Source organism: Archangium lansingense (assembly GCF_026626635.1).
Lineage (GTDB): Bacteria > Myxococcota > Myxococcia > Myxococcales > Myxococcaceae > Archangium > Archangium lansingense.
In genome coordinates this window covers 3,481,511-3,506,556 of the sequence record NZ_JAPNKA010000001.1, presented here as the reverse complement: position 1 = coordinate 3,506,556, position 25,046 = coordinate 3,481,511, and the positions used below count along the sequence as shown (strand labels likewise).

Sequence of the window (25,046 nt, the reverse complement as noted above, 5' to 3'; positions counted from 1 at the left end):
GAGCAGTTGGACGAGGCCAAGGAGTGGTTTCCAACGAGGTGTCCCTCGTCACGTGCACGCTCGACGAGCCGCCGCCCCTCATCCGTTCCGAGATTCTTCCCCAGCACGAAGAAATGCGCGGCGAGCCCGTGCGACGCCAGGATGTCGAGCACACGAGGCGTCACATCAGGATCTGGTCCGTTGTCGAACGAGAGCGTGAGGAGTCTCACCGGAACACATTGTTCGAGGTCACATCACCCGCGAGCCAGCGCGCCAACTCGCGGCGCGCGTTGGCACGGCGGGTCCGCGTTATCTCTGGCGTCATCGCCTCCGGGCTGTCGTACGTGAACTCGACGAGCATCCCGTTCGGATCCTCGACGTAGAGCGACCGGCAGTAGCCGTGCTCGAGTACGTACATGCCGGGCTCGGAGTAGCCGGCGGCCCGCAGACGTTGCTCGATGCCGTTCTGGGTCTCCCGATCGACGTTCAGCGCGATGTGACGGAACGGAGAAGGAGTCAGCTCCGGTCCAAAGAGCTTTTGATCCTCCGGCTTTTCGAATTGGAAGAACGCGAGCGCACTCCCGTCGCCAAGCTCGAAGAATGTGTGGCAATAGGTGCGAACGGCGCCAAAAAGCTCGTCCGACTCACACCAGGTCGCGACGAGCGGCAGGCCAATCAAATCCTCGTAGAACCTCCGCGTCGCTTCGAGATCCCTGGACACGTAGGCCGTATGGTGAAGCCTGCTCGGCGGTTTCGCTTGTGTGTTCATTCGCTCTCCCTCTCGTGACTTCTCGAACCGATTCGAGCGCTCACTTCGCCACGGGGCGCTCGTGCGTGCGCTGAGAATCGCCGTGCTCATGGGGCGCATCGATGACGAGATTGCTCAGCACACCGAGCCGCTCGATCGAGACCTCGCACACATCATGTCGATCATCCCTCTCGGCGTTCGTACGCCGAGTGCCGGCAACCCCTTCACGAGAATCGAAGCAATCCGCATCGCCGCGCGCCTCCTGCACGAGGAACCCTAGCGAGGACGTGCCCTCACCTCAAAATGCGAGAACTCGAGGCTCGAACCTCTGGCACCTCGCCATGGCGCCGAGCTCGCGCGCCGAATTGGCGTCATGAGCCCGTACACGTCCTGGCGCCAGAAGAGGTGATGCACACCTCTGCCCCTCAGCGCACCACGAGGCTCAGCCACAGGTCGATCGCCGCCCAGCCCCGCTCCTTGCCGTAGTGGCCGTTGAAGACGTGCCCGGTGTTGTTGAGCGTGTCCACCCACACCAAGCAGGAGCGCGGGTACATCCGCGCCTCGGCCGCCGCGTAGGAGGCCGGCGCCAGCAAGTCATTGTCTCCCAGCTGCACCATCACCGGCACCCGGATGTCTCCGGCCGGGATGAGCTGCGGGTAGGCCATCATCGTCAGCAGGTCCCCGTACTGGCCGCGCGTCACGGTGTCCGCCGTCTCGTTGTCGTAGGCAACCAGCTCCGGGTTCGAGTGCGCCGGGTCGTAGAAGAGAGCACCGCGCATCTCCCCGGGAACGGTGATGTAGGGACCCTGATTGAGGAACTCCAGCAGCACGCTGCTATCCACCGGCACCGTGTGCGGGGCGTTCAGCCAGCCCGTGTTCACCACCGCCTGCGCATCGCCGTACAGCGCCTGCGCGAAGGTGGAGATGAGCGCTCCGTTGGAGTGCCCCACGTAGATGAGCTGCTCGAAAGTGTTCTTCTGCGCCGTGGCCCGGAGGTGCCGCGCCACCTGGTGCAGAGCGCTCGCCGACTCCGCCAGGTTGAGGGCATCCCCGTCCAGCCGCTCGCTCTCACCCGCCCCCGGCAGATCCAACGCGAGCACCGCGTAGTTCCGGCGGGCCATGTACCGCGCATACGAGTAGTCCCGGCCGTCGATCTCCGGTAGGTCCCAGTAGCCGTGGTTGTAGGTGATGCCGTGGGAGAGAATCTGCACCGGCCGGTTCTTCAGGCTGCCCTGGTAGTAGAGGTAGCCGACCACCGTGTACCGCTGGCCATTGGCGAGCCGCACCGGGAACTCCCGCCGCTCCACCTTCACATCCCGAGGCCCCGTCGCCTCGGCCGTTGCCGGGAGAGCCAGCGCCAGCACCAGCGCCATCCAGGCTCCCATCAGACGGATCATCTTCTTCATCTTCCACCCTCCCTCTTGCGGCTCTTCTGGAAAACTCTACTTACGCAAAATCTTGGGAGAGCCTGATATTCCGGACCTTCCGGTACTTCCAATGAAAATATCTTTCCGAGGAAAACACAATGTGCGGGGAAGTGAGACTGGGAGGGAGGAGAGAGGGAGAGCGACACGCGCCCCCTAGGTCATGCGGAATCTGACACCATGGTGGGCCGTGTCCCTGGAGGGGGAGAAGGCGTGAGGCAAGACGACTCGGTGAAGGAGCGGCTGGCGCGGATGGAGCTGCCGTTCAACGCGTACGGGGTGGACCCATACGGCGTGTCCAGGTGGCATCTGCGCGTCTGCTTCGAGGCGATGAGCTTCTTCTACCGGAGCTACTTCCGGGTGCGCTGCCACGGCATCGAGCACGTGCCAGCACGCGGGAGAGCCATGGTGGTGGGCAACCACTCGGGAGGGGTGGCGGTGGACGCGGCGATGATCATCACCTCGTGCTTCCTGGAGATGGAGCCACCGCGGTTGGCGCAAGGCATGGCGGAGAAGTTCATCAACGCCACGCCGGTGGCCTCGACATGGGCCAGCCGCTGCGGCCAGTTCCCCGGCCTGCCCGAGCACGCCATCCGCCTGCTGGAGGAGGACCGGCTGCTGATGATCTTCCCCGAGGGAGCGCGGGGCACCGCGAAGCTCTACCCGCAGCGCTACGACATGGTGGAGTTCGGCACGGGCTTCATGCGCCTGGCGCTCAAGACGCGCACGCCCATCATCCCCTTCGGCTTCCTGGGAGGAGGGGCGGCCATCCCCACGGTGGCCAACCTCTACGGGCTGGGGAAGGCACTCGGAGTGCCCTATGTGCCCGTCACACCCTACGTGCTACCGCTCCCCCTGCCTGTGCCGCTGGAGATCCACTATGGCGAGCCCATGGTGTTCGAGGGCACGGGCAATGAAGAGGACACGGTCATCCAAGGGTATGTGGAGCAGGTGAAGGAACGCATCGCGGGCATCATCGAGCGGCGCCGTAAAGAGCGCTGGAAGGGCGTTGAGTCATGAGGGTCCTCATCCTGGGAATCGGCAGCTCGGTGGCCCGGAGCCTGGCGCTGCAGCTGCGAGACGCGGGACACACGGTGATGGGCATCGACACGCGGCCGTGGGAGGACGCCCCCTCGGACATCGAGGTGCACGAGGTGGACCTGCGCAAGCGGGCGGCCGAGGACGTGTTCCGCACGCGGCGGCCCGAGGCGGTGGTGCACATGGCCACGGTGACGTCGCTGCGTGTGCAGGGCGAGGAGCGCCACCGCATCAACCTGGGCGGCACCCGCGTGGTGTTCGAGCACTGCCGGGCCTACGGGGTGAAGCACGCCGTCTTCGTGGGCCGGCACACCTTCTACGGAGCGGCACCGGACTCGGCGCTGTACCACACCGAGGACGAGCCGCCGAAGGAGCTGGCCTCCTTCCCGGAGCTGGCGGACCTGGTGGCCGCGGACCTCTACGCCTCCACGGCACTGTGGCGCTACCCGGAGCTGACCACCTCGGTGCTGCGCGTGTGCTACACGCTGGGGCCCTCGGCACAGGGCACGCTGGCCACCTTCCTGCGAGGCCGGCGGGTGCCGATGGTGGCGGGGTATGATCCGCTCTTCCAGTTCCTGCACGAGGACGACGTGGCATCGGCCATCGCGCTCACGGTGGAGAAGCGAGCGCGCGGTGTCTTCAACCTGGCGGGTCCGCAACCGCTGCCGCTGTCCGTCATCATCCGCCAGGCGCAGCGCCAACCCGTGCCCTTGCCGATGATGGTGCTGCGCCAGCTCATCGGCCGCTTCGGGCTGCCGCGGCTGCCACCCGGAGCGCTCTACCACCTGCAATACCCCATCGTGGTGGACGCGCGCGCCTTCCGGGAGGCCACCGGCTTCACCTACCGCTTCGACGAGGTCCAGACCATCGAGGCCTTCCTGGCGGCCCACCCTCCCCCTCGCCCGCGCCGGGAGGAGCTCTTCGATCGGCTCGAGGCGCTCGGGGTATTGAAGTAGCGGGGCCGCACGGTCAGACCCCCGGCAGACAAGCCTCCTCATACTCCCAGCGCTCGGAGGCAATCCCAGCTTCGAGCAGTCGCCTCACCGCCTCCAGGGAGACGGCCGGAGGGACATCGACAGCAAACAGGTTGGGGATGTGGCTCTGCTCGGTATCACAACCGAGCACCTCCAGCTCATGGCGCAGAGCAGGAGCCTCAGAGGCCTCGTAGATGATGACACGCAACGTGCTGTGCCCGGATGGACGAACGACCTCGACGAAACCGAGCGTGCCGTCGTCGCGCCGAACCGCCGAGACGACATCTTCGTAGGCGACCCCACGCGCAAAGAAGGGGATGTTGCCAAGGCGGTAGAGCCCATCACCGACTGGCTTGGCCCACATGCTCTCGCACGTGACAGGCGGGTAGCCATCCTCATCCTGCTGTAGCTCGAAGAAGACCTTGACGAGCTGTTCGGATTCTTCACCGGACATTCAACACCCTCATTGCGTCTTATCGCTCTTCTTGATGTTGCAGTCACGGCACAGCACCTGTCCGTTCGAGGGATCGCCCTTCCCCCCTTGGCTTTCGGAATGATGTGAGCTGGAACTGGTACGGCTCCATGCATCTCAATGGAGCCCAATAGAGTGAAGATCCCGAGCAGAATGCACTGGAGCATGCGTGGAGCGTATCAGGCACACGCGCCACGCCGCCCCCTCTTCCGTCCCAACCTCCCCAGGGCTCGCGCTCCGCCCCTCATCCCGGCTAGCCTCTGCGGTGCAATCTCGACCGAGGGGGATTCGATGGTCGTCGTACCGTCCACGCTGGATGCGGTCACCGTGCACGCCGAGGGCGCGCTCTGCACGCGCCTGGCCTCGGTGCCGTCCGATAACGGCCGGCTTCCCAGGCAGGTGCGCATCGAGGGACTGCCGCTCGGGCTGCGCACCGGCTCGCTCCGGGCCGCCGTGCTGAAGGGCCCCCACGGGCTCCAGGTGCGGGACATCCGCCCCGCCTACGACGTGCGGCTGCCTCCGGAGACGGACGTCCCCGCCGCACAGCGCGCCCTGGAGGAGGCCCAGGAGAAGCTCACCGTCATCTCCTCGGAGCTGGTGCGCGTGAGGCAGGAAGTCGCAACCCTCCAGAAGCTCAAGCCCTCCTTCCCACCGCGCAAGAAGGACGAGCCGCACGAGCCGCGCGAGTCCTCCCTCACCGCCATCCTCTCGCTGGCGGGCTTCGTCGACACAGAGCTCGCTGCCCTGAACGCCCGGCAGCTCGAGCTGGAGCGCCAGCAGCGTGACGCGGCAGAGGAGGTGGAGCTGCGCCGGCGGCGGCTGGAGGAAGGCTCTTCCGCGGTGCGCGGCCAGCGTGCCCAGCTCTACCGGGCGGCCGTCATCACCCTCTCCGAGGTGGGCCCAGCAGAGGAGGCCGCGCAGCTCGCGCTCGAGTACGCGGTGCACGGAGCCCGCTGGGTGCCAGGGTATGACCTGCGGATGCCCCGGACACTCGACGGAGGCACGCTGCGCATGCGCGCCTCCATCATCCAGCTCACCGGCGAGGACTGGAGCAACGTACGGCTGGCCCTGTCCACCGCGCAGCTGGAGCGGCGCGCCGACGTGCCAGAGCTAAAGGCCCTGCGCATCGGCCGACGCCAGCCGCCTCCGGCCCGCTCGGGCTGGCGCGAACCGCCTCCGGGACTCGAGGAGCTGTTCGCCGGCTACGACACGGCCCGACCCCAGAGCCCCCCACGCCCCGAGCCCAAGCTGGAGCGCTCCAGGGCGCGCGAGTTCGCCATCGCCTCAGCCGAGGAGGCCATACCGCAAGGCGCGATATCGAGGGATGAGCCCTCGGCTCCGACTGTCCAGCCCATGGCGCCGCCCTCGCCGATGCGCGCGTCTCAATCCCTGCCCTCGGTGCCCGCGCCCGCCGCAGCCGCCCCCATGTCCGTGAGCCGGCCCACCGGCGCCTTCCGCGCGGGAGGCCCCCCGCCCCCGCCGCCCGCCCCCGGCGCGGCACCCGCTGCTCCCAAGATGAAGAGCGCGAACCTCATGAAGCGCCGTGCGGTCGCCGAGGAACCGCCCATGGAGATGATGAAGGAGGAAGAGCCCTCCGAGGATCTCGACGCGCTGGATGGGTACGGCGGGGACATGGACGCCCTCGGCGGCGGCGGTGGCGGCCTCGCGGACACCCGCTCCCGGCCCACCGGACTGGAGCCGGCCGTGGATCTGCTCGACTACGGCAACCTGGAACTGGGTGCCACGGAGCATCCCGGGCAGCGCGGACGGCTACAGCCCCAGTCCGAGGACAAGTCACGAGAGCTGCTCATGCTGATGGGAGTGCACGTGCGCGTGGATGTCTTCGCGCTCGTGGCTCAGTACGAGCGCACGGCAGCCTCCGTGCAGAACGTGACGCTCCCTACCTGGTCCGTGCCGCCGCGCCAGTCCACGCCGCACTTCGACTACCGCTTCGACGTGGAGACGCGTGTCGACGTGCCCTCGGATGGCGTGTGGCACACCGTGCCCGTGTTCTCCGCGCCCGTGGGGCTGAGCGCCGAGTACGTCTGCGTGCCCTCGATGGAGTCGCGAGCCTTCCGCACCGTGAAGGTGGAGAACCGCACGCCGCACGCGCTGCTCTCCGGACCGGTGGACATCACCCTCGGCGACGAGTTCCTGATGACTTCTCCCCTGCCCACGCTCGCGCCCGGCGCCACGCAGCGGCTGGGACTGGGCGTCGAGGAGTCCATCAAGGTGTCGCGCAACACGCGCTTCGACGAGGCCTCCGGCGGCGTGTTCGGCGGCTCCAACGTGCTCACCCACCACGTCTGCGTCGAGCTGGCCAACCGGACGCCTCAGCGAGTCACCGTAGAGGTGCTGGAGCGCGTGCCCGCGGTGCCGTCTTCGGTGGAGAAGGACATCAAGGTGGACGAGACCGAGGTGAAGCCTGCCTGGAGCAAGCGCCCCCTCCTACCCGGCGAGACGCCCGTAGAGGGCGAGCGGGCCTGGAAGGTGACGCTGCAACCGGGTGAGGCGCAAACGCTGAACGCGACATGGGCCGTACGGATTCCCTCGAGCAAGATGCTCGTGGGCGGCAACCGGAGGACGTGATGAGCACTCGCATCCATCTCCCCGTCGTCAAGGTGACCGTCCTCGAAGATCGCGCCCTGGTGGAGCGCCGCGCGGACGTGGTGTTGCCCGCAGGGCCTCAGCGGCTGTGCGTGGAGGGGCTCTCGCCGCTCGCGGTAGACCGCTCGCTCCAGGCCCAGCTCACGGGAGGCACCGTGGCGCAGGCCCGCGTGAGCCGCACCTGGAAGGAGAAGCCCCGCGGCGAAGGAGCGCGTGTGCAGTGGACCGGGCTGCGCCGCCGCGTGGAGGACCTGGAGTCCGAGTGGAAGCGCGCCCAGGCAGACGTGCACCGGCTGCGAGCCCGGCTGGAGGTGGTAACCGTGGCCCGCGAGGACGTGCTGCGGGCCATCGCCGAGCTCTCGGGCGTCGGCCGGGCGAAGCCGGAGTCCTGGCGCGAGCAGCTCGAGACGGTGCGCAAGGAGGCGGCCTCTACCGAGGAGGCGCTCCGGCTAGCGCAGAAGCACGTGGAGGTGACGCAGCAACGGCTGGTGGAGAGCCGGGCAGCGCTCATCCAGGGCGAGCTCCCGGAGCAGCAGCTCGTCACCGCGGCGGAGCTGGAGGCGAACCACCCGGCGGGTGGGACGGTGTCCCTGCGCGTGACGTACCTGGTGCCCTGTGCCGTATGGCGGCCGGCGTACCGAGCCACGCTCGCTCCATCCGAGGGCGGCGAGGCCGTGACGCTCGAGTGCGAGGCCGTGGTGTGGCAGCGCACCGAGGAGGAATGGAAGGACGTGGAGCTGCTGTTCTCCACGGCCCGGCCAACCCTGGGTGCCTCGCCGCCACGGCTGGTCGACGACTGGCTGCGGCTGCGCGACAAGAGCGAGCAAGAGAAGCACACGGTGGAGGTGAGCATCCGCGAGGAGGCCATCCAAACCACCGGCGAGGGCGGCGCTAGCCAGACGGAGTCCATGCCGGGCCTGGACGACGGTGGCGAGGCGCTGACGCTCCGGGCCTCCCACCGGGTGACGGTGCCCTGTGATGGAGCGCCGCACCGCGTGCCGCTGTTCCAGTTCAGCGCCCCGGCGACGTCCGAGCTCATCGGCTACCCGGAGCACTCGCCGCTGGTGCATCGGGTGGCGCGCTTCAACAACCGGGGCTCGGCGGTGCTGCTGGCGGGCCCGGTGGACCTGGTGCGCTCGAGCGGCTACGTGGGCCGCTCGCAGCTCAAGTTCACCGGCGTGGGCGAGAAGCTCAAGCTGGGCTTCGGCAGCGAGGACACCCTGCGCATCGCGCGGCTGGTGGACTCGAAGCAGGACACCCAACGCATCACCGGGAAGCGCACCCGGACGCACCAGGTGAAGCTGTTCCTCTCCAACACCGGCACGCGCGCCGAGAAGGTCGTCCTCGAGGAGCGCATGCCCGTCTCCGAGGTGGAGGCCGTGGAGGTGAAGCTGCACCACGACCAGACGAAGCCCGCCCCCTCGAAGGTGAGCGAGGACGGCATCGTGCGCTTCGAGCTGGCCGCTCCACCCCGCTCGCAGCAGGAGCTGGCCTTCACCTATTCGGTGGCCAGCTCCTCCAAGGTGGCCGGGCTCTAATCCCCTTCAGGGAAGTAGCCGAAGGGTAATGTCCCCTCTCCCCTCGGGAGAGGGGAAATGGTCGCGTTGCCAGCGCAGGTTGCCGGGAGCACACCTTCGCAGACTTCCCTGAAGGGGCTTAGACCGCGAGGGCCCGCTTCAGGGCGGAGACCTGCCGGGCGATGAAGTCCCGGGAGACGACAGCATCCCCGGCGAGTACCTCGAAGGCGTGGAAGGCGCCGGGCACCTCATCCAGCTCACAGGGAACGCCCACCGCCTGCAGACGGCGGGCGTACTCGACGTTTTCCTCGTAGAACAGGTCCAGCGTCCCGGTGCCCACCCAGGCGGGCGGCAGTCCCGTCAGGTCCTCCGTCCGTGCTGGCACGGCATACTTCGGGGCGGTGGGGCCACCGGGTGCTTGAGCCAGGTAGCTGGTCCATCCGAAGACGTTGCTGTCCGGCGTCCAGACGTACTCCCCAGTGCCCTTGTGGTCCGCGCGGGTGGTGGTCCGGTCATCGAGCATTGGGTACAGGAGCAACTGGAAGATGGGCTTGATCTGCTTCCGGTCACGGGTCAGCTGCGCCAGCGCCGCCGCCAGTCCGCCGCCCGCGCTGTCTCCCCCAATGGCGAGCCGGTCTGGGTTGATCTTCAATTCGCCAGCGTGAGCGTGCATCCACGAGAGCGCTGCGTAGCAGTCCTCTAGCGGGGCCGGGAACGGGTGCTCGGGAGCGAGCCGGTAATCCACGGCGAGCACCTGGATGCCGAGCTCCTTGGCGAACCGGCCGCAAATGGCGTCCGACTGCTCGGGCTTGCCGATGACGTAGCCTCCACCGTGGATCCACAGGAGGGCCGCGCTGCCCGGAGCACGCTGTGGGGGCTCGTACTTCCGGACGCGGACGTTCGGCGCCCCAGGCGGGCCAGGAATCCAAACATTCTCGATGGTAACCCCCTCCGTGCTGCGTGGCCTGATGAGGATGGAGAGGCGCCGGATGAGGGATATGAGGAAGCGGTTGAAGGAGATGCGAAAAGCCCAGCGGACGGACGAGCGCAACTCGGGGTGAACGGGATGAGATGGATTTCGCATGACAGGCTCCTCGTGATGCCGAACGTAGGCCGCTTTGGCGCGAGAAAGAAGAGAGCCCTGCATCTGCTCAATCCGGAACCGCTGGCAATCGTTTTCATACAGCTCGAGAGGACGACAGGGGTGATGACGACAGACACCAGATGGTGACTGCTGTCATCAGGAGGAGCGTCTAGAAACAAAGGCTGATGGCCTTGGCCATCACGGTGGTGACTGCTGTCACCAGGCAGCACATTCCGCCAGTTGACTCAAGCCCCTGAAATCACGGAACTCGCAACAAGCGAGACATCCCTCCAGTGCTTGGCACGCCGGACGCAAAGGGGCCGCCGTGAGCGCAGCTGGGCTCGACGGGTTTTCCAGCTGCGACCTCATACACAGACGCGAACCGGCCAAGGCTGCCCCATTCGCAGCTCACGCCAGTCCTTTCACCCCCATAGGAAGCTTCACATGAACCGCAGATTCACCACCCTGACCCTCGCGACGGCGCTGTTCGCCGCACCCGCTACCCTCTCGCTCATCCCCGCCACCGCCGTGGCCGCCCCCTCCGAGGAGGCCGTGGCCACGCCGGACGCGTCGCCGGAGCTCCTCTCCGCGATGCAGCGGGACCTCGGGCTCAACGGCGAGCAGGCCCGGCGCCGGCTGGCCTCCGAAGCGGCGGCCGCCCACCTCGAGAAGAAGGTGCGCGAGAACCTGGGCACCACGTTCGGCGGCGCCTGGCTGAACGAGGACGGCAGCACGCTCATCGTCGGCGTCACCGACGAGGCCAGCGCCCGCTATGTGCGTAGCCTCGGGGCCGAGCCCCGGCGGGTCGCCCGGAGCGAGAAGCAGCTCGACAAGGTGAAGTCGGCGCTGGACCGCAACGCCAAGCGCGCCGACCGGACCATCCATGGATGGTACGTCGACCCTGTCACCAACAGCGTCGTCGTGTTCGCCCGGGACCCGGCCCTGTCGAGCATCGGCAAGTTCATCGCCGACAGCGGCGCGGCCGACGGCTCGGTCCGCGTGGTCACCTCGAATGAGGAGCCCCGCACCATGTACGATCTGCGCGGCGGAGATGCCTACTACCCGGGCAACGCGCGCTGCTCGATTGGCTTCTCCGTCAACGGAGGCTTCGTCACCGCGGGCCACTGTGGCGGCGTGGGCACCACCACCTCCGGCTCCAACGGCGTGGCCCAAGGCACCGTGCGCGGCTCGACCTTCCCCGGTAACGACTACGGCTGGGTCCAGGTGAACTCCTCCTGGGCCTCGCGCCCCTGGGTGAACAACTACGCGGGCGGCATCGCCAACGTCGCCGGCTCCAATGAGGCCCCCGTGGGCGCCTCTGTCTGTCGGTCCGGCTCCACGACCGGCTGGCGCTGCGGCGTCATCCAGGCCAAGAACGTCACCGTCAACTACGCCCAGGGCGCCGTCTACGGCCTCACCCAGAGCAACGCCTGCTGCGAGGGCGGCGACTCCGGCGGCTCCTGGCTCTCCGGTGACCAGGCCCAGGGCGTGACCTCGGGTGGCTCGGGGAACTGCTCCACGGGCGGCACCACGTTCTTCCAGCCGCTCCGGCCCATCCTCGCCACCTATGGCCTCACGCTCACCACCACGGGCGGCCGGGCCATCGTCTCGAACTGGAATGGCAAGTGCATCGACATTCCCAACTCGAACACCAACGACGGCACCCCGCTCCAGATGTGGGACTGCAATGGCACCGGCGCCCAGAGCTGGACCTTTTACTCCGATGGCACCGTCCGGGCGCTCGGCAAGTGCATGGACGTGGCCTGGGGCTCGCGCGACAACGGCGCCGTCATCCAGCTCGTGGCCTGCAATGGCAACCCGGCGCAGCAGTTCGTGCTGAGCGGCGCGGGTGACCTCGTGAACCCGCAGGCCAACAAGTGCGTGGACATCAAGGAATGGAACTCGGCCAGCGGCGCCCGTCTGCAGCTCTGGGAGTGCGCCGGCACCTTGAATCAGAAGTGGAACCTCCGCTGACGAACGCTTCACCCCTTCGGTGGTGGGTTGCTGCCCTCTGGCTTCGCCACCACCGTCTCCAACTCCGCCACCCGGCGAGCGAGCTCTTCAGGTCCGCTCGCCGGCAAGGCCGGGGATGGCTCACGCCGCGCGAGTGGGGAGAGATGGGGATCGTTATCGGTCTCGCGCAGGTTCTCGAACAGTGTTCCCACCGCGATCAACTCTTCTCGGCCGATTACCTCGGCGCGGCCTGACGCGAGCGCATCCAGGCGACGCCGAAGCAGCTCACCGCGGCCGCCAGGAACGGCAGCGGCGGCGGAGAGAAGTAGAGCGCGGCCACGATCAGCCCGGCGAGCGAGACCAGCACGTTGACGGCGGACACCGCGGAGGGAACGCCTCGGCCCTCCTTGCGCAGCGCGTGCTCGAGCATGAGGTTCACGGCCCCGAAGCCCAGGTAGAGCAGCCCCATGGACACGCTCCAGCCGGTGGCGAAATCCATCAGGGTGTGGCGCGGCCCCGGGAACCGCATCGTCAACTGCGCCATCGCGTCGTAGACCCTCGACTCCTCGGGAGTCGGAACCTGCCGGCCAGGGCCGAAGTTGCCGAGCATATGCCCGAGCGCAACCATGACGTGCATCCAGGACGCCACGCGGAACCATCGCGCGCCAGGGAATGCCCGAGCCGCCGTCGTGTTGGATTGAGCCGCCGTTTCCATCTTCATTTCCTCATGTCTACGTCCCGGGCGTCAGTTGGCCCACGACGTGCGGCTGGCCGTCTTCGGACTTCACGCGGTAGGCGACCGTGCCGTCTCGCTGCGCCGCTGTCTGGAATACCACGCGCGAGGGCAACAGGAGCGGGCGACGGAAATTCGAGGTGAGTATGAGGGCAGGCGCATCCGCCGCTTCGCCCAGCTCCGCCACACAGCGGCCCACCGTCCACATGCCGTGCGCGATGGCTCGCGGGAACCCGAAGGGGCGTGCCGTGAGGGCGTGCAGGTGGATGGGGTTGTAATCCCCGGAGGCCCGCGCGTAGCGCCGACCGGTGTCCTCGGGCACCGTCCAGGGAGCAGGACGGCTGTTAGCGAACAGCGCGTCCTCCTCCGAGGCGGGGGCCGTGGAGCCCGCGGGCCGCTCCTCGCGTGAACGCTCGCCAGTGCCGGGCAGGCGGCGCAGCATGGTGGTGACGGCGCTCCACACCACCGCCCCGCCCTCCTCCACCTGGGTGTGGAGGTCCAACTCGCGGCCCTGCCGGACCTCGCGCTGGCCCTCCACCCACGCGAGCACGGACAGAGAAGCCCCCTCCGCCAACCGGCGGTACTGCCGGATGTGGTTGCGCACGTGGATCATCCCGAGCAGCCGGTAGGGGAACTCGGGGCGGTTGAGCAAGACGAGATGGAGCGGAGCGGCGAGCACCTGGGGAAAGGGCAGCGGCAGGTGACCATCCGCCGGGAAGCCGCACACCTCGCGGTAGAGCACGAGCTGTCGCGGGTCCGGCGTGAAGTGACGCAGGCGCACTTCGAGCCGGGGCACCTCGCCCGGGCGCGCAGGGCGGCGGGCCACGGCGGCGCGCAACAACTCCACGGCGAGTGACGGAGGTGCGGCGAGCTCGAGGACGGGCGGAGAGACGGACACGGGGGTGACTCCTGCGGTGTCTGGGTATTCGAACGAGTTCGTCTCGTAGTGAGCACCCGGCATGGATGTCGAGTTTTTATTTCTACGGGAGCCGTAGGCCCCTCATCCCGCCAAAGTGACGCGGGAGGCCCTCGCGTGAAGCGGGGGCCTCCCTTTCCAAGGCGCTCCTACCTCGAGCGTCAGTACCCGATCCTGCTCCGCTCGGCCCCGTCGATCATCTCCTCGCGCTGGGAGCAGGTGAGGGAGTTCATGCTCTTGGCGAGGGACTCGATGCACCTCACGTAGTGGCCGTGGTTCTTCGCCGACCTGGCTCGGGCATTTACCCGATCCTGGATGGAGCATCCCTTGGAGTTCACGGTGTTCTTGATGCGGGTCGGGCCAGAGCCGGTGTCGACCTTGAAGCGGAGATCCGAGAGCAGGCACTCATCGTCATTGTCGTTCACGCCATCCCGATCGTTGTCGAAGAGCATGAACGTCAGGGGAATCGGCCGCTCCAGGCCACCACTGCCCGCGGGCACGAAGGCACCGAGGAAGGAGCCTGTCCTGCCGTCGAAGCGCAGCACCTCGCCGTTCAGGAAGTTCGTCACGTACAGGTTGCGGTCGGTGCCAAAGAGGAGATCCCCGGCGAAGGTCAGCCCGCCGCTCCCGAGCGGCACGAACACATCGATGAACGCGCCTGTCCTGCCGTCGAAGCGCAGCACCTCGTTCGCGAGCGTGGCGGCATACAGGTTTCCATCGGGTCCGAAGGTCATCGAGACGCTGTCGACACCGCTGATGAACACGGCCCCGGGCTGTCCCGGAGCAGGCAGCGGAGCACCCGTCTCCCCGTCGTAGCGCAGGATGCTGTCGGACAGGATGCTCTCGACGTAGAGGTTGCCATCGGGGCCGAACTCCAGATGGTGTGGCACCACCAGCCCTCCACCCGAGGCGAACACATCCAGGAACTCGCCTGTCTCCCCGTCGTAGCGCAGCACGCTGTTGGTGCCGAAGAAGCCATCGCTGACGTACAGATTGCCGTCGGGGCCGAAGATCAGGTCGTTCGGCGTCCCGAGGCCACCGCTGCCGGGAGGAACGAAGTCGTCGATGAACGCCCCCGTCCTTCCGTCGAAGCGCAGCACGTTCCTGCTGTCGAAGCTCGCGATGTAGAGGTTGTCATCCGGGCCGTACGTCATGCCCGCGAGGTTCTGCACACCGCCACTGCCAGGGGAGACGAAGACGCTGACAAACGCCCCCGTCTTCCCGTCGAAACGCAGCACGCTGCTATTGGTGTTCCGGCTGACCAACAGGTCCACCTTCTTCGGAGTGGACCACGCCACCATCAAGAACAGGCCCGACAGGGCCGTCATGGCTTTCACGAATCGAGACATCATGCCCCCCTCATGGACGGCCAACCTTCAGGTCCGTTCCGCTGGAAAGGTAAGCATCACGTCAGCAACCAGCGGGTGGCTGCCCCTCCCTTTCCGACAGGACTCACCATCCCATACAGGTGGGTGGTGAGTGTCTGGCAGTGGCGGTTGGGGCATGCCCTCGGGGCGCTCAGCCGGCGGCGTAGATGCGGCGGTGCTCGCGGATCTCCGTGAGGCGGAACTCCCCCGGGGCCGGCGTCAGCGGCTCCGGCGCGTCCGAGGCGAGCCTCATGATGCGCTCGTACTCCTCTATCGAGACGCGCTCCCGCTTCGCGAGCACCGACTCCACGTCCGACTGGGCCATCCGCCGCGCGGCCCCCTCCCCCACCACGCCCGAGTAGAACTCCGCGCAACAGCCGCTGCCGTAGGACAGCAGGCCAATGCGCTTACCCGCCAGCGCGGCGCCCTCGTCGTGCAGCAGGCCCGCGAGCGCCAGGTAGAGCGAGGCGGTGTAGACATTGCCGATACGGGCGTTGAGCCCCAGCGACGACGCCACCTGCGCCTCGTAGCTGGCCGAGGACTTCGCGGCCTCCTCGCGCGCTGCCGGAGTGCTGTCCTGGGCGCCCGGTGCGTCCTCCAGGTCGCACAGTCGCAACTGGGTGTGGGCCTTGCGGGCCATCTTGCAGAAAGGCACGTGGTAGAGGATGCGCGCGAGTTGCTCGCCGGGAAGTGAATCGCCCCAGCGCACCACCTCGTGCGCCATCGCGCGCTCGCGCCAGCCGCGGTACGCCCCCGAGAGCGCATCCAGGTAGCAGCTGATGGAGTAGTGCCCGTCCACCACCGCCTCCCGCCGGCCGAGCGGCCGCCAGAAGTCATACACATCCACGGAGCACACGCCGTTCAGCCCGATGTCCAGAGCGAGCAGGTCCGGCTGCTCCGACACCAGCAGGGCCACCGCGCCACCGCCCTGGGTGGGCTCGCCCGCGGTGTTCAGCCCGTAGCGCGCGATGTCCGAGCACACCACGATGGCCGAGCGACCCGCCCCCGCGCCGGAGGCAATCCACTCGGTGGCCGCCATCAGCCCCGCGGTGCCGCCGTAGCAGGCGTGCTGGGCATCGAAGGTCCGCATCGACCGCGGCAGCTTCAGCAGCCCCTGGACGTGCGAGGCCACCGGCTTCGAGTGGTCCACGCCCGTCTCCGTGCCCACCACCAGCATGCCCACGCGGGACGGGTCCACGCCGTGGCGCTGGATGAGCCGGGACACGGCGCTCGCGGCGAGCGCCACCGAGTCCTCGCCCGGATCCGCCACCGCCATCTCCTTCGCGCCCAGTCCCGCCGTGTACTTCGCGGGCTCCACGCCCCTCGCTCGGGCCAGATCCTCGATGTCCACGTAGCGGCGGGGTACCGCGATGGCCAGCGCCTCGATTCCAACCTGCTTCTTCATGGAAAGCTCCTTGCCTCGTGGACTCACTGCAGCTCGGGGGGAACCAACACCAACCGGCCCGCCACCTCGCGGTTCTCCAGCCGGAAGTGCGCCCTCCCCGCCTCCGCCAGCGGCACCGCCTCCGACACGAAGGGACGGATCTTCCCATCGGCCACCAGCCGCAGCGACTCGTCCAGCTCCTCGCGCGTGGTGGCATACGCCCCGAGGATCTCCAGCTCCTTCACGATGACCAGGCCCGGGTTCAGGTCCACCGTGCCCGTCTCCAGGTTGCCCACCACCACCACCCGACCGCCCGGCGCCATCGCCTTCAGCGTCTGCCCGAAGGTCACGCTGCCGACGATCTCGATGGCCACATTGACGCCCTCGCCTCCCGTGCGCTTGCGCGCCTCGGACGCGAAGTCCAACCCGCGCGAGACAATGACCTCATCCGCTCCCGCCTCGCGCAGCGCCTGCACCTTGGCCTCACCGGACGTCACCGCGATGACGCGCGCTCCGTCCAGCTTCGCCAGCTGCACCGCCGCGAGCCCCACGCCTCCGCTCGCCCCGGTGATGAGCACCGTCTCTCCGTCCCGCACCCGTCCGCGCGTCCTCACCGTGTGCACGGCCGTGCCCAAGGTGCAGCACACCGTGGCGGCCACCGGCCAAGGCAGGTTCGCGGGCACCCGGCCCAGCCCCGCCACCGGCGCCGTCATGTACTGCGCGTAGCCTCCGGAGATCTCCTCTCCGAAGAAGCGGTTGTCCTTCTTGCACAGACTGTTGCGGCCGCTCTTGCACAGCGCGCACTCGCCACACGAGAGCCGCTGCAGCGTGGCCACCCGGTCCCCCACCTTCCACCCCGGCGTGTCCGGGCCCACCTCCACCACCTCGCCAGCGGCCTCGTGGCCGAGAATGGCGGGCACGTGGGTGCGCGGCAGGTTGCCCCGGCGGTTGATGACGTCGTGGTAGCAGACGCCGCAGGCATGGACACGGATGAGCACCTCGCCTCGTCCCGGCCGGGGGTCGGGCACGGACTCCAGCTTCAAATTGCTCGCTTCACCAAACTCACGCAACACGACAGCCTTCATGGGGGGACTCCCTGACCGGTAAAGACACTCTGTCTGGGTATGGAGAACTCAGGCGCCCACGAGCTGGTCGCGGAGGCCTCGGGCATCAATGGCGCGAATGGCAGACACGGTGCGCGCATCCGGGAGCGGAGTGACGGGCAGCGGCTCCTCCACCTCGAAGGAGAAGCCAGTGCGCTCGTGGATGGCGTCCAGCTCCACCCAGGGATGACGGGCCAGCAACCGGGCCCCGCCCGCCCCGAGCTCGAAGACACCCAGGTCGGAGATGAGCTTCACCGGGCGGCGCTCATCCCGCGTGGTCGCAACCTGCACCTCGGGCACGAGGTTGCGGCGCGATTGACGAGGCACCACCAGCACCGGCCGGCGCACCCACTGCCGCAGCGTGGCCGCCCCCGCCACACCCGGGAACTTGCTCCGCGGTCGCTCCAGGCTGCCCGAGGCCGTCATGTTCGTCCGGCCCAGGGCATCCACCTCCGCGGCCCCGAAGAAGACGGTGTCCACCCGCCCTCGCCGCGCATGGTCGAAGAGGTCCGGGATGGTGACCTCCGCCGAGCGCCCCTCCAGGTAACCGAGGTCCTCGGACGAGGGGTACAGGGTGGGCAGCTCTGGATCCAGCGAGCCGACACACGCCAGGTACGTCAGTCCGGGCGCGTGAGTGGCTCGGGCCACCGCGATGGCGAGAATGGCCAGCGGCGAGGCAACTCCGGTGGCCACCACGTCCCCATCGTCGATCTCCTGGGCGAGCAGCGAGACGACCAGCTCCGCGGGCGTCACGTCGGTTTCCGTCCTCATGCCGCCCTCCGCGTCTGGAGGAGCGCGTTGAGGAACTCCGCTTCCCGCCCGGCCTCGGCCAGCGAGAGGTAGTCCGCCAGCATCGCGTCGTCGTGCGGGTACAGCCCGGCGCAACCGGTGGGCAGCGCTCCCTGACGGACCAGGGCAACACGCTCCACCTGGAAGCCAGGAATCGTCACTCGGGGGAGCCGAGACACACGCTCCTCGGCCGTCGCCAGCACCCGGCGAGCCGCGCCCGCAACCAGCAGGTCCGTCGTGGGGTCCTCGATGAACAGGTTGCCCCGCTCGTCCGCCGCGCGCGCGTGGATGAGCGCCACATCCGGATAGAAGGCCTGCTCGACCGGCACCGACTTCCCCGTGAAGGGATCCACGACGACCTGGAGCGGCTCGGCGTCGGCCAGCTCGGACACGTCCGCGTCCGGCGCGGGCAGGAAGGGCACTCCCATGGCCGCAGCGCGCAGCCGCTGGACGACGCGATAGCCGTCATGCTCGCGCCAGTCGATGCGCCCCTGCTCGATGGCCCGCTTGAGGCAAGGCATGGGCCGCACCCGGTTCTCCAGGTTCAGCGCTCCGAAGGGCAGCTCCACCCGCGACAGGCAGCCCCCCGCCACCAGGAACTCGGCAGGCAGAGGGTTGGGCAGCGAGATGAGCTTGAGGTCCTTGCGGCCCTGGGCGATCAGCTCCAGCACCATCGCCATGGGCGCGCGGCCCAGCATGAAACCCCCGGTGGCCAACCACGACCCGTCGGGGATGGAGGCCACCACCTCGGACAGCGAGCCCCAGCGGCCAGGCTTCATGACTTCTCCCCTACCGCCGCGGGGGGCACGATCGACAGGAGGGGCGCACCGGCAGCGGGCACCGCCGCCACCGCGGGCGTGACGAGCCCGGCGAAGAGCAGCTCCACCATCTCGTTGGAGACCTGCTCGGCCGACAGCCGCCCATCGGGCTGGAACCACTTGTAGATCCACAGCACCATGCCGAGGAACGAGAACGCAGCGACGGTGGGCTGCACGGGACGGATGCGCCCCACGCGCACGGCCTCGGAGAACGAGTCCTCGAGGAACCGCACGTAGTTCTTCTTGCGGCTGTCGATGAAGGCCCGAGCCTCACCGGTGAGCGTGGCGTGCTCATGGAGGATGATGATGACCTCCTTGCTGCACCCGCCCGTCACCAGGTGGATGTTCAGCCGCATGCACTCGCGCAGCCGCTCGACCGGGTCCGGCAGCGGCCGCACCTGCTCGAGCACCTGCTGCTCGAAGGCGTCCATGCCGTAGCTCATGATGTCGAAGAGCAGCTGCTCCTTGTTCTGCACGTGGTGGTAGAGCCCCGCCTTCGTCATCCGGCACGCGGCGGCGATCTCCTGCATCGAGGTGCCCTCGTAACCGCGCTCGCAGATGAGGCGCGCCGCCGTCTCCATGATGGTCCGGTAGCGCTCACCGTCGTCCTGCCTCCGTCCCGAGTTCATCGCGTCTCCTCCAGGGGCCGTCCGGCTGCGGGGTGACCTACCGACCGGTCGGACGGCCTACCGACCGGTCGGTAAACTCTCCTGGCCAACGCAAAGCGTCAAGGAGAAAGTGTCGGAAAGCGGCCGGAAGGGAGCACGTCTCCTCCCCGGACGGGAGGGTCGGGGCTCGCTGCATGACATCGGCGCACATGCCCACCTTCGAGGCGCCGTGGGCACGGCAGGAGGCGGAAGATGGCCCTCAACCTGAAGAAGCGACTCGTAGTGACCGGGGTGGTGCTCGGTGCCTCGCTGTTCACGCTGGCGATCGCCAACGCGCAGATCGATCCCAACACCGGTGCGCCCGTCACGCCCGGAATCCCCCCGTCGCCCCCGGGGCTCTCGCCTTCACCGGGAACCACGCCGACCACCCCGCCACCCCTTTATGCCGGCGATGATGGAGGCACTGGGGGCTCCGGCATGATTCCGACCTACCCCTCGCCCTTCGACTCGGCGGACTCGGGGATCGGTGGCGGCGGGCTCATGCCCTCGCCGATCCTCGGAGAGCTGGACGCCGGCCTGCGTTAGCCGGGGCGCAGGCCACCACGAGATCTCGAAAAACCAGCGCTCCCAGGAAATAGCGTATTCCAGTAGCAAGCATCATTCGGCAGCATGAGCACCTGCGCGGATGAGCCGCGCCAGCTGGAGGTGCACATGCGTCGATTCATCGTGGGAGTTTCGCTGGTGTTGGGTCTGGGCGTGGGCTTCACCGCCGGGGCGAGGAACGGAGTCGTGGACCGCGGAGGTCCCGCCACCATCTGCGCGGAGCCGTGTGACGAGTACTGCCAGGAGCTGGGTTATTCAGACGGCTACTGCGGCGGGCGCAGGTGCGTCTGTATCGAGTGAACGCGCCCCCATTGCGGCCTGAATAGGACCGCAAGCGCGCTGGCTCAGTGGGCCCGCGACTCCACGGGGAACATCTGGAGCGTCCTGGACCTGCGCAGCTCACGGATGGCCTCCATGATGGACCGGCACTCGCTGTCCGAGTTGTAGAAGTGCGGCGAGATGCGGATGCCCCCGTTGGGCCGCCAGTCCACCACGAAGCCCTGCTCGATGAGGCGGTGGCACGCGTCCTCGCTGCCCTCGAAGTCCACGCACACCGTGTTGCCCCGCCGGTGGGGCGCACGAGGCGTGTTCACCTTCAGCCCCTGCTCGTCCGCCAGCGCCATCACCAGGGACGTCTGCCGCAGCGACTTCTCGCGGATGGCCGCCACGCCCACCTCTCGGATGATCTCGTAACCCGCGCGAGCCGCATACAGCGCGGGCACCGACGGCGAGCCCCCCATGAAGCGGTGCGCGTCCGCCGCGTACTCCACATCGCCGAAGTGGAAATCGAATGGGTGCGCGTCCGAGAACCACCCCGTCATCCTCGGCTTGAAGTCCGGGATGAGCTCCTGGCGTGCGTAGAGGTACGCCGCCCCCGAGCCACCGCACAGCCACTTCACGCTCCCGCCCACCAGGAAGTCCACCCCGAGCGCCCGCACGTCGATGGGCACCGCCCCCGTGGCCTGGTAGCAGTCGAGGACAACCAGCGCGCCGTGCCGATTCGCCTTCTCGATGACTGGCTTCACGTCCACCAGCCCCGAGGAGCGGAACAGCACCAGGTCCAGCGACACCACCAGCGTCTCGTCATCGATGGCGGCGAGCAGATCCTCCGTCTCGATGTTGAGCCCGCCATCGCGGCTCTTCACCGCCTCGATGCGAGCGCCATTCCTGCGCTGAGCCATCCAGTTGTAGACGACCGAAGGGAAGTTCAGCTCGGTGAGCACCACCTTGTTGCGCCGGCCCGAGAAGGACAGGCCCGAGATGAGCACGGAGATGAGCGTGCTCACGTTCTGGTGCATGCTCATGGTGCCCGGCGGCGCATTGATGATGGAGCCGAGCAGGTCCGCTGTCTGCGTCACCATGGGCAGCCACGAGTGCCAGGCCACCACGCCCTCGGTGTCCCAGAGGTCCGCGTAGTCGTTCAGGTGCTGGCGCGCCTTGCGAGGCATCGCACCCAGCGAGTTGTTGATGAGGTAGCCGGCCTTGCGCTCGAGGATGGGGAACTCCGAGCGCCACTTCAGCAACGAGTCAGTCTGGGCAGGAGGCATGCCCCTGACCAACACATCCCACGCCCGGGGTCCTTTCCACGCGGACCCCGGGTTTCCCAACCGGGGAGGACTACCGGCCCACCGGGCGGGCAGTCTTGCCCCGGGAGCGCGTCGCGGACTTTTTCGCGGAACGCCCCTCGCGCGAGGGAGCGCCCTCGCGGTCCCATGTGCCAGAGCGGCCGCCGGACTTGTGCTCCAGCTGCACGGCCTCCATCACCATGCCCCGGTCCACGCTCTTGCACATGTCGTAGACCGTGAGGGCCGACGCGCACGCCGCGGTGAGCGCCTCCATCTCCACGCCCGTGCGGTCCACCGTGCGCACCGTCACCCGAATCTCCAGCGCGTCCTTCTGGGGCTCCAGCTGCACCTCCACCCCGGAGAGCGCGATGGGGTGGCACAGGGGAACGATGTCTGGCGTCCGCTTGGCCGCCATCACGCCAGCCAGGCGCGCGGCAGCCAGGACGTCCCCCTTCTCCACCTTGCCCTGCAGAATCCGCTCGAGCGTCGCGGGAAGCATGCGCAGCCGGGCGGTGGCCACTGCCACACGCTCGGTCTTCTCCTTCCCTCCTACATCCACCATCTTCACCGCTTCATCGCCTCCGACACCGCGGCGAGCAGGTCGTCCGCAATATCATCCGGGTCTTCCAAGCCCACCGAGACGCGGATGAGGCTCTCGCCGATACCGGCCGCCTGCCGCTCCTCGGACGTCATCCGCCGCGCGCTCGCGCTGGCCGCGTGCATCACCAGCGTGCACACGTCTCCAAGCGACGGCGCCGCCCTCGCCAACTTCACCGCCTCCAGGAAGCGGAAGCAGTCCGGCCGGCCCGCGCCCTTGATGTCGAACGCCACCATGCCGCCAAAGCCACCCTCCAGCACCTGCTTCGCCACCGCGTGGTCCGGGTGGTTGGGCAGGCCCGGGTAGTGGACGCGCTCGACGAGCGGGGACTCGGAGAGCCGCTTCGCCACGTGGGCGGCATGCTCGCAATGGGCCTTCATGCGCACCGGCAGCGTGCGCACCCCACGCAGGGTGAGCCACGCCTCGAAGGGCCCCAGCACCTCACCGCCCAGCAGACGCGCGGCCCGCAGCGGCGCCAGCTTCTCCCGGGTGCCACTCACCGAGCCGCCCAGCGCGTCGCTGTGCCCGTTGAGCCACTTCGTCGTGGACTGGATGGCGTAGTCCGCCCCCAGCTCGCACGCCCGCTGCCCGTACGGCGAGGGGAAGGTGGCATCTACCGCCAGCGCCGCCCCTACCTCCCGGCTCGCCCGCGCCAGCGCCCGGATGTCCGGCACGCGCAGCAGCGGGTTGGTGACGCTCTCAGCCAGCACCAGCTTCGGCCGCAGCGCGACGATGCGCTCGGTCGCCGCCGCGTCGGTGAGCATGAGCGCCTCGATGCGCACCCCGGCCCGGGCCGCCAGGTTCTTGAAGAGCGACCGCGTGACGCCGTAACCGTCCGCCGACATCACCACCACGTCGCCGGCCTTCAGGTTCTGCGCCTCGAAGACGGCCTTGAGGGCGGCCATGCCGCTCGCGTAGACCACGCTGGCCTCCGCCCCCTCCAGTGCCGCCACCGCCTCCTCCAGCAGCGCCGCATTGGGCGCGGCGATGCGCGAGTAGACGTAGTCCTTCCCGTCCAGCGCCGCGTCCAGCTCGTCGCTGCTGTCGAAGAAGCTCACCGCCGACACGTGGATCGGCGGCACCACCGGCTGGGACTTGCTGCCCGTCAGCTGCGAGCCCGCATGCACCGCCACCGTCTTCCGCTTGGTGCTCATCAATGTCTCCCGGGTGCCGTGCCGAGCGGGCCTACTCGCCCTGCTCGATGAGCCAGCGCTCGGCGTCGATGGCCGCCATGCAGCCCGTACCCGCCGCGGTGATGGCCTGCCGGTAGTAGCTGTCCTGCACGTCGCCGCAGGCGAACACGCCCGGAATGTTGGTGCGGGTGCTGCCCGGCACCGTCTTGAGGTAGCCGCCCTGGTGCGTCTCCAGCACGCCCTGGAACAGGCCCGTGTTGGGCGTGTGGCCGATGGCCACGAACAGGCCCGTGACCGGCACCAGCTTCGTGTCGTTCGTCTTCAGGTTGCGCACCACCGCACCCGACATCCCCTTGTTGTCGCCCACCACCTCGTCGATGGCGCTGTCCCACAGGAAGGAGATCTTCGGGTTCTTCAGGGCCCGCTCCTGCATCACCTTCGAGGCGCGCAGGCTGTCGCGCCGGTGCACCACCGTGACGCTCTTGACGATCTTCGCCAGGTAGGTGGCCTCCTCCATCGCCGTGTCGCCGCCGCCCACCACCAGCACGTCCTGGTTCTTGAAGAAGGCGCCGTCACACGTGGCGCAGGCGGACACTCCCCGGTTCTTGAAGGAGTCCTCGCCCTTCACCCCCAGCCACTTCGCGGTCGCACCCGTCGCGATGATGACGGTCTCCGAGTAACAGCTCTCGCTCTCGCCCTGGATGAAGAAGGGGCGCTTGGAGAAGTCCACCTTCACCACGTTCTCCATGTGGATGACGGTGCCAAAGCGCTCGGCCTGCTTCTGGAAGCGCTCCATCATCTCCGGGCCCGTAATAGCCTCGGGGAATCCGGGGTAGTTCTCCACGTCAGTGGTCACCATGAGCTGGCCGCCCGGCACGCGCTGGGGGTCGTCGAGCGTGGGACCGCCCGCGAACATGACCGGCTGAAGGTTGGCGCGCGCGGCGTAGATGGCCGCGGTGTAGCCCGCGGGCCCCGAGCCGATGATGGTCACCTTGTTGATCTTCTCCGCCACGGGTCGTCGCTCCTGTGTTTCCTTGAAATGGGGCGCCACCGTACCAGAGCCCCCATGGTCGTGGTACGAAGCAGCGCCACAATGGATGCCTCGATCCTCCAGAAGGTTGCGCTCTTCGAGGGCCTCACCCAGAGCCAGCTGCTCCGGGTGGCGGCGATCGCTCGCCCTCGGGGTTATGAAGCAGGCGCCTGCCTGTTCCGCGAGGGAGAGGACGGCCGGGACATGTTCATCATCCTGGAGGGCAAGGTCCGCATCTCCCAGCAGGTGCCCGGCATGGGCGAAGAGGCACTCGCCATCCTGGAAAAGGGCCAATATTTCGGGGAGATGTCCGTCATCGAGGCCATCCCCCGCTCGGCGGACGCCTATGCGCACACCTCGTGCACCCTCTGGGTCATCGAGCGCGAGCAGTTGGATCACCTGATGTTCACCGACAAGGACCTGGCCTACGTCCTGCTGTGGAGCTTTGTCCGCACCCTCTCCGTCCGCCTGCGCGAGACGAATGCGAAGATGAAGACGTTTCTGGCGCTGTCGCGTTTCTAACGCGGTGTCCCACTCCGGCCGGGTCTCCACTTGCCCGGTAGCCCGGGAACCCACTGGGGTGGCGGATGTGCGAGGGGAAGC

The 25,046-nt window shown here is 68.2% G+C and carries 26 protein-coding genes and 2 pseudogenes; 9 read left to right on the top strand and 19 right to left on the bottom strand.

The features are described from left to right. Positions 1-14: 14 nt before the first annotated feature. Together OV287_RS14160 and OV287_RS14155 are read right to left on the bottom strand one after the other, a co-directional pair. Positions 15-164, bottom strand: a pseudogene (locus OV287_RS14160) (polysaccharide deacetylase family protein); the annotation flags it as partial. Positions 165-205: 41 nt separating this feature from the next. After that, positions 206-748 (bottom strand): VOC family protein, encoded by a 543-nt coding sequence (locus OV287_RS14155; RefSeq protein WP_267534548.1) that lies wholly within the window; start codon positions 746-748, stop codon positions 206-208. A 61-nt stretch (positions 749-809) separates the two neighbouring features. On the opposite strand from OV287_RS14155, the gene OV287_RS14150 reads away from it, so the two are divergent. Further along, the gene (locus OV287_RS14150) at positions 810-1,007 is read left to right on the top strand and encodes a hypothetical protein (protein ID WP_267534547.1); all 198 of its coding nucleotides are present in this window, start codon (positions 810-812) and stop codon (positions 1,005-1,007) included. Between the two features lie 145 nt (positions 1,008-1,152). On the opposite strand, the gene OV287_RS14145 is transcribed toward OV287_RS14150, so the two are convergent. Next, the gene (locus OV287_RS14145; RefSeq protein WP_267534546.1) at positions 1,153-2,133 is read right to left on the bottom strand and encodes an alpha/beta hydrolase; all 981 of its coding nucleotides are present in this window, start codon (positions 2,131-2,133) and stop codon (positions 1,153-1,155) included. 231 nt (positions 2,134-2,364) lie between these two features. On the opposite strand from OV287_RS14145, the gene OV287_RS14140 reads away from it, so the two are divergent. Together OV287_RS14140 and OV287_RS14135 are read left to right on the top strand one after the other, a co-directional pair. After that, positions 2,365-3,171, top strand: a complete 807-nt coding sequence (locus tag OV287_RS14140; protein ID WP_308809566.1) for a lysophospholipid acyltransferase family protein — start codon at positions 2,365-2,367, stop codon at positions 3,169-3,171. Continuing rightward, complete coding sequence (locus OV287_RS14135; protein WP_267534545.1) at positions 3,168-4,145, top strand: SDR family oxidoreductase; 978 nt, start codon at positions 3,168-3,170, stop codon at positions 4,143-4,145. Before OV287_RS14140 ends, OV287_RS14135 begins: the two co-directional genes overlap by 4 nt. Positions 4,146-4,158: 13 nt before the next feature. On the opposite strand, the gene OV287_RS14130 is transcribed toward OV287_RS14135, so the two are convergent. Further along, positions 4,159-4,617: a DUF4265 domain-containing protein gene (locus tag OV287_RS14130; protein ID WP_267534544.1), complete on the bottom strand. Its 459-nt coding sequence runs from the start codon at positions 4,615-4,617 to the stop codon at positions 4,159-4,161. Positions 4,618-4,626: 9 nt separating this feature from the next. Further along, a pseudogene (locus OV287_RS56410) lies at positions 4,627-4,704 on the bottom strand (HNH endonuclease); the annotation flags it as partial. A 222-nt stretch (positions 4,705-4,926) separates the two neighbouring features. On the opposite strand from OV287_RS56410, the gene OV287_RS14125 reads away from it, so the two are divergent. After that, entirely contained in the window at positions 4,927-7,224 is a 2,298-nt protein-coding gene (locus OV287_RS14125; RefSeq protein WP_267534543.1) for a mucoidy inhibitor MuiA family protein, read from the top strand. After that, positions 7,224-8,780, top strand: coding sequence for a DUF4139 domain-containing protein (locus OV287_RS14120; protein WP_267534542.1), 1,557 nt, complete (start codon positions 7,224-7,226; stop codon positions 8,778-8,780). The genes OV287_RS14125 and OV287_RS14120 overlap by 1 nt, the downstream gene beginning before the upstream one ends. 118 nt (positions 8,781-8,898) lie before the next feature. Here the strand turns inward: OV287_RS14120 and OV287_RS14115 are convergent, their stop codons facing one another. Next, a complete protein-coding gene (locus OV287_RS14115; RefSeq protein WP_267534541.1) occupies positions 8,899-9,843 on the bottom strand; it encodes an alpha/beta hydrolase in 945 nt (314 codons plus the stop codon). A 444-nt stretch (positions 9,844-10,287) separates the two neighbouring features. Between OV287_RS14115 and OV287_RS14110 the strand changes: the two genes are divergently transcribed. Then, positions 10,288-11,817 carry a ricin-type beta-trefoil lectin domain protein gene (locus OV287_RS14110; RefSeq protein ID WP_267534540.1) on the top strand — a complete coding sequence of 510 codons (1,530 nt, stop codon included), beginning with the start codon at positions 10,288-10,290 and terminating at the stop codon, positions 11,815-11,817. Positions 11,818-11,825: 8 nt separating this feature from the next. On the opposite strand, the gene OV287_RS14105 is transcribed toward OV287_RS14110, so the two are convergent. The 9 genes from OV287_RS14105 to OV287_RS14065 all read right to left on the bottom strand — a co-directional run bounded on the left by OV287_RS14105 (position 11,826) and on the right by OV287_RS14065 (position 19,535). Continuing rightward, on the bottom strand, positions 11,826-12,008 hold the full coding sequence (locus tag OV287_RS14105; RefSeq protein ID WP_267534539.1) for a hypothetical protein: 183 nt from the start codon (positions 12,006-12,008) through the stop codon (positions 11,826-11,828). A gap of 23 nt (positions 12,009-12,031) precedes the next feature. Next, positions 12,032-12,517: an LIC_13387 family protein gene (locus OV287_RS14100; RefSeq protein ID WP_267534538.1), complete on the bottom strand. Its 486-nt coding sequence runs from the start codon at positions 12,515-12,517 to the stop codon at positions 12,032-12,034. A 10-nt stretch (positions 12,518-12,527) separates the two neighbouring features. Continuing rightward, on the bottom strand, positions 12,528-13,427 hold the full coding sequence (locus OV287_RS14095; RefSeq protein ID WP_267534537.1) for a MaoC family dehydratase: 900 nt from the start codon (positions 13,425-13,427) through the stop codon (positions 12,528-12,530). Positions 13,428-13,606: 179 nt separating this feature from the next. Then, the gene (locus OV287_RS14090; protein WP_267534536.1) at positions 13,607-14,797 is read right to left on the bottom strand and encodes a Vgb family protein; all 1,191 of its coding nucleotides are present in this window, start codon (positions 14,795-14,797) and stop codon (positions 13,607-13,609) included. A gap of 166 nt (positions 14,798-14,963) precedes the next feature. Next, positions 14,964-16,217, bottom strand: a complete 1,254-nt coding sequence (locus OV287_RS14085) for a hydroxymethylglutaryl-CoA synthase family protein (protein WP_267534535.1) — start codon at positions 16,215-16,217, stop codon at positions 14,964-14,966. Between the two features lie 23 nt (positions 16,218-16,240). After that, a complete protein-coding gene (locus tag OV287_RS14080; protein ID WP_267534534.1) occupies positions 16,241-17,281 on the bottom strand; it encodes an alcohol dehydrogenase catalytic domain-containing protein in 1,041 nt (346 codons plus the stop codon). A gap of 48 nt (positions 17,282-17,329) precedes the next feature. Next, entirely contained in the window at positions 17,330-18,070 is a 741-nt protein-coding gene (locus OV287_RS14075) for a CoA-transferase subunit beta (protein WP_267534533.1), read from the bottom strand. Further along, complete coding sequence (locus tag OV287_RS14070; protein WP_267534532.1) at positions 18,067-18,867, bottom strand: CoA transferase subunit A; 801 nt, start codon at positions 18,865-18,867, stop codon at positions 18,067-18,069. Before OV287_RS14070 ends, OV287_RS14075 begins: the two co-directional genes overlap by 4 nt. Continuing rightward, the gene (locus OV287_RS14065; RefSeq protein WP_267534531.1) at positions 18,864-19,535 is read right to left on the bottom strand and encodes a TetR/AcrR family transcriptional regulator; all 672 of its coding nucleotides are present in this window, start codon (positions 19,533-19,535) and stop codon (positions 18,864-18,866) included. Before OV287_RS14065 ends, OV287_RS14070 begins: the two co-directional genes overlap by 4 nt. Before the next feature lie 231 nt (positions 19,536-19,766). Between OV287_RS14065 and OV287_RS14060 the strand changes: the two genes are divergently transcribed. Both OV287_RS14060 and OV287_RS14055 read left to right on the top strand, forming a co-directional pair. Further along, positions 19,767-20,099, top strand: a complete 333-nt coding sequence (locus OV287_RS14060) for a hypothetical protein (RefSeq protein WP_267534530.1) — start codon at positions 19,767-19,769, stop codon at positions 20,097-20,099. A 126-nt stretch (positions 20,100-20,225) separates the two neighbouring features. Beyond that, complete coding sequence (locus OV287_RS14055) at positions 20,226-20,417, top strand: hypothetical protein (RefSeq protein ID WP_267534529.1); 192 nt, start codon at positions 20,226-20,228, stop codon at positions 20,415-20,417. 44 nt (positions 20,418-20,461) lie between these two features. Here OV287_RS14055 and OV287_RS14050 read toward each other — a convergent pair whose 3' ends face one another. The 4 genes from OV287_RS14050 to trxB form a co-directional block, all read right to left on the bottom strand. Continuing rightward, positions 20,462-21,664: an aminotransferase class V-fold PLP-dependent enzyme gene (locus tag OV287_RS14050; RefSeq protein WP_267534528.1), complete on the bottom strand. Its 1,203-nt coding sequence runs from the start codon at positions 21,662-21,664 to the stop codon at positions 20,462-20,464. 70 nt (positions 21,665-21,734) lie between these two features. Then, positions 21,735-22,250 carry a cyclic pyranopterin monophosphate synthase MoaC gene (gene moaC, locus OV287_RS14045; protein WP_308809565.1) on the bottom strand — a complete coding sequence of 172 codons (516 nt, stop codon included), beginning with the start codon at positions 22,248-22,250 and terminating at the stop codon, positions 21,735-21,737. Continuing rightward, positions 22,247-23,434, bottom strand: coding sequence for a trans-sulfuration enzyme family protein (locus OV287_RS14040; protein WP_267534527.1), 1,188 nt, complete (start codon positions 23,432-23,434; stop codon positions 22,247-22,249). The genes moaC and OV287_RS14040 overlap by 4 nt, the downstream gene beginning before the upstream one ends. Positions 23,435-23,465: 31 nt before the next feature. Then, the gene (gene trxB, locus OV287_RS14035; protein WP_267534526.1) at positions 23,466-24,425 is read right to left on the bottom strand and encodes a thioredoxin-disulfide reductase; all 960 of its coding nucleotides are present in this window, start codon (positions 24,423-24,425) and stop codon (positions 23,466-23,468) included. Positions 24,426-24,506: 81 nt separating this feature from the next. Here trxB and OV287_RS14030 point away from each other — a divergent pair, with 81 nt between their 5' ends. Beyond that, a complete protein-coding gene (locus tag OV287_RS14030) occupies positions 24,507-24,965 on the top strand; it encodes a cyclic nucleotide-binding domain-containing protein (protein ID WP_267534525.1) in 459 nt (152 codons plus the stop codon). Positions 24,966-25,046: the final 81 nt, after the last annotated feature.